Source organism: Metaplanococcus flavidus (genome assembly GCF_042675885.1).
Lineage (GTDB): Bacteria > Bacillota > Bacilli > Bacillales_A > Planococcaceae > Planococcus > Planococcus flavidus.
Genome location: NZ_JBHTKI010000008.1, coordinates 598,544 through 611,113, shown reverse-complemented (window position 1 = coordinate 611,113; position 12,570 = coordinate 598,544). Strand labels below are relative to the sequence as shown.

Here is a 12,570-nt window from a genome sequence, read left to right as displayed (position 1 = left end):
GTGCTTTTCTTTTCGCAAATTTACTTGTCAAGGAACCATTTGAATTACAGAAGCGCTTTACAGCCGCACCGACTGGCTCAAGTTATATCGGTGCGAAAGTTGAGTTATTTATATATATTTTTTGTCCCGTCTGCTTTACTATTAGGTAGAAGGGTTTTGTTTTTTGTAAGCGTCTTACAAAAATAAGGCTTAAAAGGAGAGAGGGAAGAAGGCAACGCTTTCCCTGATAATATTGACTTGGCGAAAAGCTCGAGGTGCAGCATTTGATTTATTCGGTGATTTCGTTCCGTTTTTTGCGGCATTAATGGTTTCCATATGGCATATCGGTTTTCTGTCCGAATATCAAACCGGCTATATGCGGGTCACTTTTTTATGTGTTATCAGGATTTATTTTGGTATACAGCTATCACTCGAGACTGTCATATGGAATATCCAGTGCATCAAATCATAAGTTAACCGAAGTCTTCTGCGGAACAAAGATTGCATAAATTAACAAAAGGGTATTGTGAAGAACAATGCCGGAAAAAATCTGATCAAGGTGGTGTCATTGGATGAGAGTTAAAAAAGCAATTATTCCAGCAGCAGGTTTGGGCACAAGATTCCTCCCGGCAACAAAAGCGATGCCGAAAGAAATGTTGCCGATTGTTGATAAACCGACTATCCAATACATAGTTGAGGAAGCAATTGCCTCGGGGATTGAAGATATTATCATCGTGACCGGCAAAGGGAAGCGGGCGATCGAGGATCATTTTGATCATGCGTTTGAGCTCGAGGAGACATTGCTCAAAAAAGGGAAGACAGATATGCTGGATTCCGTTTTGCAGACTTCCAATGTTGAAATCCACTATATCCGCCAGAAACAGCCACTTGGTTTAGGGCATGCCATCTGGTCGGCGCGCAAGTTTATCGGAAACGAACCGTTTGCCGTCTTGTTGGGTGATGATATTGTAGAAAACGATGAGCCCGGCCTGCTTCAATTGATGGACCAGCATGAGCTGCTTGGAAAGAGTGTGATCGGCGTCAAGCAGGTGCCAGACGAAGATACATACCGTTACGGCATCATTGACCCCGTGTCAATCGATGGAAAACTGATCGAGGTCAATAAATTCGTCGAGAAGCCTGCGCCAGGGACTGCTCCTTCGAATTACGCCATCATGGGCCGCTACGTGCTTACACCAGAAATTTTTGATTTCCTGGGGGAACACCAACTGGGGGCCGGCGGCGAAATTCAATTGACGGATGCCATCCAAAAGTTGAATGGGAGCCAGTCTGTCTATGCCTATGAGTTTGACGGGCGCCGTTTCGATGTGGGGGAGAAATTCGGGTTTATCGAGACGACGATTGAGTTTGCTTTGAAGCGTCCCGAGTTGAGAAATCAGTTGTTGGAGTTGTTTGAGAAAAAACTTGATGAAGCCAACTTGAAATCGCTTAAATAAGCTGTTGTGCTCCCAAACAAGCCGTAGTGTCAAAACCGATTCACAGTTTACCAAAGAATGCATGAGGAATCCGGCAAATCCAGCAATGGAGCGGATTCTTCATGTTTTTTTATGTGCTGAGTTGCGCGGCTGTTTGGCCCCCGATTTAGCCGAATATGCATTTCATTCGAATGGACTACCCTAAGGGGAAATTCTGCTTTAAACTGGAGTGAGGAGGCGAATGCTATGACGAAGAAAATGTTTGCGAGCGACAACAATTCAGGGATTCATCCGGCCATTCTGGAAGCAATCGCTCAGGCGAATGAGGGCCATGTTCCCGCTTACGGAAGCGACTTTTATACGGCAGCGGCCATCAATAAATTTAAGGAACATTTCGGTGAACAATGCGATGTGGCATTTGTTTTTAATGGCACGGGGGCCAATGTGACAGGGCTGAAAGCGATGGTGCGCTCACATCAGGCAATCATCTGCACGGACGGCGCCCATATCAACTCCGATGAAGGCGGCGCAGCAGAAGGAATTATCGGCTGCAAATTACTGACTGTCCCTTCCGCGGACGGAAAACTGACAACCAGCGGAATTGAGCAGCACTTGCACAACATCGGCAACCAGCAGCGCAGCCAGCCGAAAGCCGTTTCCATTTCACAATGCACGGAACGCGGAACGGTTTATACAATTGACGAAATTAAGGAAATCACCCGCTTTGCCCATGACAACGGGCTTTATATACATATGGACGGTGCACGGCTGAGCAATGCCGCTGCCCATCTGGGTTGCAGTCTTGCTGAAATGACAGTGGACGCCGGTATCGACATGCTGGCGTTCGGCGGAACCAAGAATGGTCTGATGATGGGCGAGGCAGTGGTTTGCTTCAATAAAGAACTGGCTTCTGAGATTAAATATATCCGGAAACAGGGCATGCAGCTTGGATCTAAAATGCGTTTTATTGCTGCGCAATTCGACCGGCTGTTGACAGGGGAGTTGTGGCTGGATAATGCCGGCCACGCCAACCGGATGGCACAGCTGCTGGCGGACGGTTTATTGGCAGATCCCGAGATTTCACTATCTCAGCCGGTCGAGTCAAACGCGGTGTTCGCCACAATGCCGAGGGGACGCATTGAACAGCTGCTGAAGGAGCATTCATTTGCGGTATGGAATGAAGAAAGAAATGAAATCCGCCTCGTTACTTCTTTCGATACGACAGAAGAAGACGTCGAGAGCTTTCTTGCGGATGTTCAGAGATAGCCGTTTAGAGCAAGTAAAGAATAATGAGCACAAAACTCTATCCCTGCGAACTCAATGTTCAAGGCGATGGAGTTTTGCTGTTTATGCAGCAAAAGTGTGGCCATGAATTGTGCTGCTTAGTGGGAATAAAATTAATGAAAGTGAATTTGAGTGGGTGTTATCAGTTAGAAGGGTTAGGAAAGGGACAGGAATTGCGCGAACGTTGATATATTTTTCTGAACGGTGATATTTCTTTTTGAACGTTGATATATCCCCCTGAACGGAGATATAATTCGCTGAACGTTGATATCCGGAAATGCATCGACACCACAAACAGAAAAAGCAGCGCTAACAGCATCCAACAGCCTTCATTTTGCGTCAAAGCCCTTCAAAAACCAGGACCAAAAGACAGATGGATGCTTTTCGCAGGCGAAAAGCGAAAAAGCCATGCAGCCTCTCGATGAATCAGGCATCGGACCTCCTTAGCAGATTATATTTATAGTAGAAACTAAAAAACAGGGTGTACTTGTCTATGCAAGAAATGGCCTTATCCCGCTCACTGACGTTGAAACAAAGGCATTTTGGTGGAAATATGGGTCTGCAGGAGCTGGCTCTTTTCAAGCAGCAATATTTACAGCATTTCCATTCAAAATCATGCCTGTGATATAATTATTGGACAAATTCAACGTATGGATTGATTCCAATGATTTAGGAGTGGTTTTTTGACAAAAAAGATTTTATTGAGCCTGTTGTTGTTGGCAGCTGTTTTTATTGCCATAGTGCTGACAATGACTTTGACGAAGGAAGAAGATAACGTGGCGCCGGAAGTGCAGGGGCTGGAAAAGGATGTCTATAATGAGCCGGTCGCTCCGACTTTCAATGAAGGCACAGCTGAATTGAACGGCGAAGGGTTCGAAAGCGGTACAGCAATTTCAGAAGACGGCCATTATGTGCTGGAAGTGACGGATGACAGCGGGAATCAGGCAACCAAAGAATTCGCCATCGATCAAACTGCCCCGGAAAAACCGGCAGTTGATGGGGTTGATGATCAAACAGAAACTATAACGGGAAGTGCTGAAGCAGACAGCGAAGTGAAGGCCTGGTCAGACGACGCGCTTATTGCTGCCGGCAGCACAGATGAAGATGGTGCTTTCAGTTTGTCCATAACTCCGCAAGAGGCAGGATCCACCATCGGGGTTGCTGCAATAGATTCGGCGGGGAACCAAAGCGATTGGACTTCAATCGAAGTAAGCGATGTGACAGCGCCGAATGCACCGGAAGTGGCTGAAGTGTCTGACAGAGTCGATCAGATTGAAGGGCAGGCAGAGCCTGGTTCTAGTGTGGTCGTCTATGCCGGTGACGAGAAGCTGGCTGAAACAGCAGCTGAAGAAGGAAAATTCTCCGCCCCGGTTGAAAATTTAAGGGCCGGACAAGAACTTACAGTGTATGCAGTAGATGATGCGGGCAACAAGAGTGACGCAGTGACTTTGACGGTGTCAGACAAAACTGCCCCTCCTGCACCGGAAGTCAACACTGTTACGGAAGACATGACAACCATTTCAGGAAAAGCGGAGCCGGGAGCGGCGATTCAGGTTTACGCCGGAAACGATGAACTCGGTGAAACGGCTGCCAACAGCAATGGCGGTTTTGAAGTGGAAATCAGCAAGCAGGAGAGTGGGACGGATCTGGCCTTTATTGCCATCGATGCTGCAGGCAATAAAAGCGAGGCCCAGACAGTGAAAGTTGCCAGCGCCCGCTCACAAGAACCCGACAGCGATCCAGGTGAAAACCAGCAGGCTGTAGAACCAACCTATATCGACGGCGTTCTGGTTGTCAATAAAAAATATGGCCTTCCGCCGAGCTATGCGCCAGGCGTCGACCCGACAGCCCAGTCAGCGCTCGATAAGATGATTGCGGACGCTGAACAGGCCGGTCATGAACTTAGCGTCATCAGCACGTATAGAACCTATTCGTATCAGGAAAATCTGTACAACCGCTATGTAGATTCCCATGGTGAGGAGCAGGCCAAGAGATTCGCGGCGCTTCCGGGGCACAGCGAACACCAGACGGGCCTTGCTTTTGATCTGGGTGGCACGGAAAGTCAGGAAAATTGGCTGAGCGGGTCGTTCGGCGACACGCCTGCCGGCCAATGGCTCGCCGCGAATGCGCATAAGTACGGTTTTATCGTCCGTTATCCAAAGGGCAAAGAAGCCGTCACCGGCTATATGTATGAGCCCTGGCATTTCCGGTATCTGGGCGTCGACACCGCGACAAAAGTTTATAATAGCGGTTTGACGCTTGAAGAGTATTTGGGAATCAGCGGGTGATGAAGAGCGTTTGAAATCCGCAAAGAATTTAAAGTAGAAAAAGTAACCCCTTGCGTGGAAGCGCAAGGGGTTTTGTCGCGAAAACCAAAAATTGAAGATATGTAAGAGTGGTTGAAGAAACGGCCGGTTCTTTATATAGAAGGAATTTTTACGTTTTGATGGAAAAATTCATATCTGGGCGGATTCATTCTTCCTCAAAAAGCTCCAACGATTCCCCGGTATCCTTGAACACATCTATTGTCTCCCAATCGTATTGACCAGCGATTCGGCTGATTGCCCTCGCCGTCTTGTAATCCTGGGAATCATAAGGGATCGTCAGCTCCGCATCACCGTTCGAGAACGTATAGGCGAGAACGCGGGACGTGTTTGTTTCGACCGTCCGTGTGACTGCCGTTACGTCATTCCATGCAATGCTTGTTTCGGATAATGACCAGAATGAATTGACATGAACGCTGTCTTCCTCCAAATAGGAGTAATGATAAATGGAGAGGACGAAAAGGGGGAGGGCAAGCACCAGCAACACTACATGCAAGCCGGCCAGTTTGTAATCTTTCCGTTTCGTTTCCGCATACATTTTCGTGAACAGCAGTGAAAACAGTGTCAGACTTAGCCAGACCATACCGGCAGCAAAGCCTTGATACGCTGCTTGCGGGCGGATAAACGACCAGTGGTCATGCGAGAAGAACAACAGGTCCTGGAGAAACATGAGGACCACAACCGGCAGGATCGCAGCAGAAAGAAGCAATATTAACCCGGTTGTCAGAACATAGGGTATCAAAGTGTCGGAATCGGTATCGCGAAAAAACTTCATATCGTCCAACCTCCCAGTAATTACCTTTATTTTACCTTAGAAAACTGTTCCTGTATGCCTCTGAATTCAATTTTTTAAAAAGTATATTGAATCGTTTGAAAACTGAAAGTATATACTATAGTGATGACTTTCGGTATTCTTAACAACTATATATCGCAAAAAATCTTTACGGGAGGCAACATGAAGAAAGCCACAAAAGTTTTTTATATCGCATTTGCACTGGTCATTTTAACGGTCATTTTTGGTGTGGTTGCACCGGAAATGTTCGAAACAGCAACCGGCTATATCCGTTCTTTCATTAATACTGCATTCGGCTGGTATTACCTGGTCATTATGGCGGTTCTGCTGATTCTTGTTTTTGTCATCATCGTCAGTCCTTACGGAAAAATCCGATTGGGCAAAGATCGGGACAGACCGGAATTTTCCACCATCACCTGACTGGCAATGCTGTTTTCAGCCGGTATGGGAATCAGCCTCGTCTTTTACGGCGCGTCTGAACCGTTATCCCATTTCGCGGTGCAGTCTGCCACGGAAGAACTGGGCACGGATGCCGCCTTCAAAGAAGCTCTCCAGCGCTCGTATTACCACTGGGGCATCCATGTCTGGGCCATGTACGGCATCATCGCTTTATCACTCGCCTTTTTCCAATTCCGAAAAGGTGAACCTGCATTAATTTCATCAACATTGAAGCCGATTTTCGGCGACCGTATGAATGGCCCGCTCGGCACACTGGTCGACATCCTGGCTGTTTTCGCAACCGTCTTCGGTGTGGCCACTTCGCTCGGCTTTGGCGCTGCTCAAATTAATGGAGGAATTTCATATCTGTTCGGCGTTTCGCAAACGGAATGGATGCAATTGGTGATTATCGGCGTTGTCACGCTGCTGTTCATCATTTCCGCGTGGTCAGGATTGAATAAAGGAATTAAGTACTTGTCGAATACCAATATGGTATTGGCGGTTTCCTTACTGGTCCTCGTTTTAATTCTCGGTCCGACGATTCTGATTTTAAATATGTTTACGGAAACGTTTGGCGCATATATCCAGAATCTGATCAGCCTGAGTTTTGAATCCGCTCCGCTAGATGCCGAAAACCGCAGCTGGCTGGACGGCTGGACGATATTCTATTGGGCATGGTGGATTTCCTGGGAGCCATTTGTCAGCATGTTCATCGCGCGCGTCTCCAAAGGGCGCACAATCCGAGAGTTCCTGATCGGCGTCGTTTTGGCGCCAACCGTTTTCGGTTCTCTGTGGTTTGCAGCTTTTGGCGTTACAGCCATTGATATCCAAAAAAATGGTGTCGACTTGACGGCATTGCCGATTGACCAGACCCTGTTCGGTATGTTCAATGAAATGCCGGGAGGGATGATCCTGTCGATCATCGCCATCCTGCTGGTCAGTACGTTCTTTATCACATCTGCCGATTCGGCCACTTTTGTGTTGGGGATGCAATCCACCAATGGCTCACTGCTGCCAAGCAACCAGATCAAGATTCTGTGGGGCATTGCGCAGTCGCTGGTCGCGGCCATCCTGTTGTGGGTGGGCGGCCTGACCGCTGTACAGAATACGATCATTGTTGCGGCGCTGCCGTTTTCATTCGTCATGATCCTGATGGTCGTGGCGCTGTTCAAAGCGTTGAATGCGGAAATGGCATTGATCAAGAAGAAAAAGTGAAAGTAAGAGATTAGCCGTATCCGGATATTCCGGGTGCGGCTTTTGCTTTAGCATAGGTTCTGTTTTGGTTAGGGTAGTTATATAAGTCGAATCAATAAACATTTAGTAGTCGATATTCCGCAAAACAGCTTCGCTTGCCTGGGGGCTCGCGCTGAGCTAACTCGGTCTCGTTTCACTTCGTCCGAGTGGATCTCAGCACTTCGCTTGCTCCCCTGGGCGTCTTCGCTGTTTTGCTCCATATCTAAGTTATTATCCCAGCGCCGGAGAGTAGTATAATTACTGCTTCTTTACATCAACCTATATAACTAAAAATTGCTGCTAAACAGGGCGAACGCCGGAATATCCTCCTGAGCGCCGAATTATGCTGGTACGCCGACTTGTGAACTCGAAAAAGCAACTTAACAAGCTAATATAATATAAGAAAGGCATCTCTTTTTACCATTCTTCATTTAAAAACTAAAATTCAAAGACAAATGGATGCTTTTCGCAGGCGAAAAGCGAAAAAACCGTAAAGCTTTATAAGTGACTTTCAAAACTAAGACTATTAAACGCAAAAAAACATCCAATCCCGATTCACGGGATTGGATGTTCTTTACTTTATTGCTCGATTTTCACGTCTTTAAGATCGTAGATACCGGCTTCATCAATATCAAATCCGGTAACTGAATCGGCAACTCCAAGCAGGTATTCCTGGTGAAGCAGGAATGCCATTGGAGCTTCTTCCACAAGGATCTGTCCTGCGTCTTCATAAATCTCTTTTCGCTGGTCCGGGTCGCTTTCACGTCTTGCCTCGTCAAGCAATTCGTCGACTTCAGCATTTTCATAGAATGAACGGTTGCCGGGATTTCCTTTTTGGGAAGAATGGAACAATGTATACATCTGATAATCAGCGTCGCCTGTCGGGTTTGAATGGCCAAGGATGAACATATCGTGTTCACCGGCAGCTGTCTGATCGATGTAAGCGCCGAATTCCATTACTTCAATGGAAGCTTCGATGTTCAATTCGGCAAGAGCTTCCTGGACAAGGACCGCGATGGATTGGCGCTGCGGGTTGTCGTTCGTCCAGATGGAAGTTGTAAAGCCTTCCCCCATGCCGGCTTCTTCAAGAAGGGCACGCGCTTCGTCCATATCATACTCAATGGCTTCGACGTTTTCACTGTAGCCGAAGATGCCGGGTGCAATTGGACCGGTTGCCGGGATGGCATAATCTTCATAAATTCCGCTGATGATCGCTTCGCGGTCAATGGCATGAGAAATCGCCTGGCGTACCACTGGATTATTGAAAGGTTCTTTTTCTGTATTAAAACCAAGGTAAGCGATACTGGATCCAGCCTGCTGGTGGATATGGGCTTCATCGGAATTCTCGATGCGGCTGACTTCAGTTGGCTGGACCGGGTCGATAATATGGACGTTGCCGGTTTCGAGATCCGCCAAGCGGACCTGGGAATCCGGCACGACACGGAATGTTATCGTGTCAACATGAGCCGGTTCGCCCCAATAATCTTCATATTTGGAAAGAACGACTTCCGAGCCGGGATCCCATGATTCAAATTCCATGAATCCAGTGCCCACCGGATTGGCTGATACATAAGCGAATGGATCTTCGCCGTTTTCAATCGCTTCATAGTCCGCTTCAATGACAGCCGGTGAAATCATGCCGCCACTATTATGGGACAAATGGGAAAGGAGTGGTGAGAATGGGAATTCAGTGGAAATTTCCACTTCGTATTCGCCGACCACTTCGATATCAGTGATCATCTGGAATAAATTATAGCTTGGTGAACCCAGTTCTTCATCGAGCAAACGGTCGATATTCGTTTTTACCGCTTCAGCATTGAAGGGTTCGCCATCATGGAAAGTTACCCCTTCGCGCAATTTGAAGGAATATGTCGTTTCATCCACCGCTTCCCATGATTCGGCCAGAGATGGTTCAATTTCATTGTTGTCGCCAGTTTTTACAAGTGGTTCATAAATATTTTTCAAAACAACTGATGTAGGAACGTCTTTCCCGCCGTGCGGATCAAGAGATGAAGCATCGCTCAGCACTGCGAGAATCAGGTCGCCGCCGCTCGCCTCAGAATCTGTGCCGGAACCTTCTCCGCCGGATTGTGATTCTGCGTCATCACCGCCTGCACAAGCAGAAAGCACGAGCAACAGAAGCGCCAGGATAAAACCGATTTGATGTTTTTTGATCTGCATAATAATTCCCCCTAGTTGATATTCATTAGTTTTCGTAACAAATGAAATATTCTGTTAACAATTTATCATGATTATTAAGTTAGCACAACGTTATTAATGTTTAAACATATTTACGTTAATGGTTAATAAAACTAATCATAAAACTTCATCATTTGCTGTATCTGGTTTTATGGCTCGTTAATGCGCCACGATTAATCCGCAATTCTCACTTTTCGAAAAATATTAATTGTATTTGGAAAAATACTGTGTCACGCTCATTTATGAATGTTTGTAATATGAAGGAGTGGTTGGAATGAATAAACAACGGATTGATAGGTTGAGAAATAAAATGCTGGGAGACGGCCGGAAAGCGGCATTGGTGACTTCTCCTGAAAATCGGCTATACTTTTCCGGATTCAAAGGATCCAGCGGTATTCTTTTCATTACAGCAGAAGAAGCTTATTTGCTGACTGACTTCCGTTATATGGACCAGGCTGAACTTGAGGCCCCTGATTTGACGGTCTTGAACCATGACCGCAAGCCTTATGAAGCGGTGGCTGAACTGGTCAAGAAACACGGCATTCGGGAAGTCGGCATCGAAGAAGGCAAGCTGCCGCTCCAGGAGTTCCGTGAGCTGGAATCTTTGAACCCGGATGTTAATTTCTTCAATAGCGAACCCGGAGTTTTCGAACTGCGGATGATTAAAGATGACACTGAAATCGCCAATTTGAAAAAGGGGATCGCTATGTGCGACGCGGCTTTCGAGCACAGTTTGTCATTCATTCGCCCGGGCATGTCTGAAAAAGAACTCGGCCTCGAACTGGAATTCTTTATGCGCAAGGCAGGAGCCGGCGGCATCAAGGAAAATCATGTTATCGCGACAGGTCCGCGGGCTTCATTGCCGCATGGCCAGGCAACCGACCGCATCATCGAAGTTGGCGATTGGGTGAAGATGGACATCGGAGCGAAAGTCGAAGGGTATTACACGGATTTCACGCGGACAGTCGTTTTGGGGGAACCGACCGACAAACAAGTGGAAATCTATAATATAGTAAAACGGACACAGGAAGCCGCACTTGCAGCCATCGGCCCGGGTAAAACGTGTTCGGAATTGGACGCACTGGCGCGCGGCATCATCGCGGATGCCGGATACGGCGAAAACTTCGGCCACAGCCTCGGCCATTCGATCGGACTCGCGGTGCACGAAAGCCCTGCGATGCGTGCCACAGATCATACGGTCCTCGAACCCGGGATGGTCATCACGGTTGAACCCGGCATCTACATCCCGGGATGGGGCGGAGTCAGAATCGAAGACTTCCTCGTCATCACGGAAGACGGTTACGACAATTTAACGAAAGCGACGAAGGAGCTGCAGGTAATTCCTGTGTCCTAAATAACTTGAAAAGAAGCCGCATCCGGAAACCAAATGGTTTTTGGATGCGGCTTTTTTGTATTTATATCCATCTATTAAAATTGGGAGAGGGTCACCGCGGAGCTTTTGAAATGACTTTGCGAACTCAAAATATGCGATTCTTCCTGAAAATTGAATGGAGCAACTCTCCATTTTATGAAATATGCATAAAACTTTTTTCGAAAAATCATTATTTTGTAATCCTTTTTACATGTAAAAAATGAATAATGGCTCAGTGGATCTACTAGAAATTGGACGATATATATTTTCTTAATAGAAATGAAAGACTTATCATACCGCTGTATACTTGGTAAAACAGAAAACTGCGGCGGTAATTTCGGATTGAGAAGCAGGTGGGCGGGATGAAAACTTGTAGAACATTGTAGAACTTATGAAGGGCGAAAGTATACAAGAAAAATATAAAAAAGTCTGAATTATAAGACTTTTCGAAAACCTCTTTACATATTTTCACTTGTAATATAGGTTTATGGTATTGGTGTTGGAGCAAAAAATATTAAAATTTTGCTCATTGGTTATGAAACTATAACCAATTAAACAGGTGCCAGGTTTTATTTATTAAATAATATAGGTAAATAGAAGGAGTGAATTGAGTGGCAGGAACGAATTCCCTGACATTGGCAGCTGAGAACGAAAACGGGTTTATGGACATCGAAGTGGAATTGAACACAGAATTTTGGCGACTGAAAAAGAAACGGTTGAGCAAATTACGCAAACTCCGTAAAAAGCATGTCGACTGGTCGTTTGCAGATCCTTTTAAAATATTCCGGCATGACGAGGAAGCGTTAAACAAAGCTGAAATCTATCTGCTTCCCGAAGAGCTGCCCAATTTTACGCGGACTCTCATCGAGCATCCTAAATCTTTTCCTATCAATTATTCACAACACATGTCGATAGAGCGCGGAATTTATTGCCTGCGTTTAAATTCCAAGGAACCGTTCGAAGATTTTGCTGCGCGCCTTTCCAAAGCGCTCAGCGTTCTTATATAAATGAAAGGAGGGCCAATCCAACTTACTTTGATCCATTATTCAACAGTGAATTTGTATCTAACTGCTTATCCTTGTGACCAATGATTGCAATGAACAATACTGAGGAGGATGAATTAGATGACTGCTATTATCAAAGAAGAGAAAAAAATGGATACCGCGCCCAAAACCTATCTGAAAATGTACGAGAATTATATCGACGGCTACAGACAATACAAACAGGGAAAAGCCACTCCGGCGCCGAAGACGGCGAAGTCTTAAATTTACGCTATCACAATAATCGCATATAAATGAAGCAGCAATCTGACTGCACTAAAATTGTTGGGGATCCCTGGCGATTTGGACCGCACCTTCATTGTTAGAGACAACTAACAATGAAGGTGCGGTATTTATATAGAATAAAAGCGAAGGGGTCTCGTCATAAATTGGCGAAATACTTTGGCGGGGTTAAGATTTTAACGCTTTTCGCCTGCGAAAAGCATCCATTTGTCATTTTCTCTTTGCAAAC

8 protein-coding genes and 1 pseudogene are annotated in these 12,570 nt (G+C 46.2%); 7 read left to right on the top strand and 2 right to left on the bottom strand.

All coding sequences use genetic code 11. The features are described 5' to 3' along the window. The first annotated feature begins 551 nt into the window (after positions 1-551). The 3 genes from galU (at position 552) to ACFQ1X_RS07870 (ending at position 4,987) form a co-directional block, all read left to right on the top strand. Positions 552-1,436, top strand: coding sequence for a UTP--glucose-1-phosphate uridylyltransferase GalU (galU, locus tag ACFQ1X_RS07880; protein WP_144841564.1), 885 nt, complete (start codon positions 552-554; stop codon positions 1,434-1,436). A 225-nt stretch (positions 1,437-1,661) separates the two neighbouring features. Further along, complete coding sequence (locus tag ACFQ1X_RS07875; RefSeq protein WP_144841565.1) at positions 1,662-2,681, top strand: threonine aldolase family protein; 1,020 nt, start codon at positions 1,662-1,664, stop codon at positions 2,679-2,681. Positions 2,682-3,382: 701 nt separating this feature from the next. Continuing rightward, entirely contained in the window at positions 3,383-4,987 is a 1,605-nt protein-coding gene (locus ACFQ1X_RS07870; RefSeq protein WP_144841566.1) for an Ig-like domain-containing protein, read from the top strand. Between the two features lie 184 nt (positions 4,988-5,171). On the opposite strand, the gene ACFQ1X_RS07865 is transcribed toward ACFQ1X_RS07870, so the two are convergent. Then, positions 5,172-5,798, bottom strand: a complete 627-nt coding sequence (locus tag ACFQ1X_RS07865; RefSeq protein ID WP_144841567.1) for a hypothetical protein — start codon at positions 5,796-5,798, stop codon at positions 5,172-5,174. A gap of 180 nt (positions 5,799-5,978) precedes the next feature. On the opposite strand from ACFQ1X_RS07865, the pseudogene ACFQ1X_RS07860 reads away from it, so the two are divergent. Further along, a pseudogene (locus ACFQ1X_RS07860) lies at positions 5,979-7,469 on the top strand (BCCT family transporter). Positions 7,470-8,066: 597 nt separating this feature from the next. On the opposite strand, the gene ACFQ1X_RS07855 reads toward ACFQ1X_RS07860, so the two are convergent. Then, on the bottom strand, positions 8,067-9,668 hold the full coding sequence (locus ACFQ1X_RS07855; RefSeq protein WP_144841568.1) for a glutathione ABC transporter substrate-binding protein: 1,602 nt from the start codon (positions 9,666-9,668) through the stop codon (positions 8,067-8,069). A gap of 292 nt (positions 9,669-9,960) precedes the next feature. Between ACFQ1X_RS07855 and ACFQ1X_RS07850 the strand changes: the two genes are divergently transcribed. From ACFQ1X_RS07850 to ACFQ1X_RS07840, 3 genes are all read left to right on the top strand, one after another. Further along, positions 9,961-11,040 (top strand): M24 family metallopeptidase, encoded by a 1,080-nt coding sequence (locus tag ACFQ1X_RS07850; RefSeq protein WP_144841569.1) that lies wholly within the window; start codon positions 9,961-9,963, stop codon positions 11,038-11,040. Positions 11,041-11,669: 629 nt separating this feature from the next. After that, positions 11,670-12,065: a hypothetical protein gene (locus tag ACFQ1X_RS07845; protein ID WP_144841570.1), complete on the top strand. Its 396-nt coding sequence runs from the start codon at positions 11,670-11,672 to the stop codon at positions 12,063-12,065. A gap of 117 nt (positions 12,066-12,182) precedes the next feature. Continuing rightward, positions 12,183-12,323, top strand: a complete 141-nt coding sequence (locus ACFQ1X_RS07840; RefSeq protein WP_379082007.1) for a hypothetical protein — start codon at positions 12,183-12,185, stop codon at positions 12,321-12,323. The last annotated feature ends 247 nt before the right edge of the window (positions 12,324-12,570 follow it).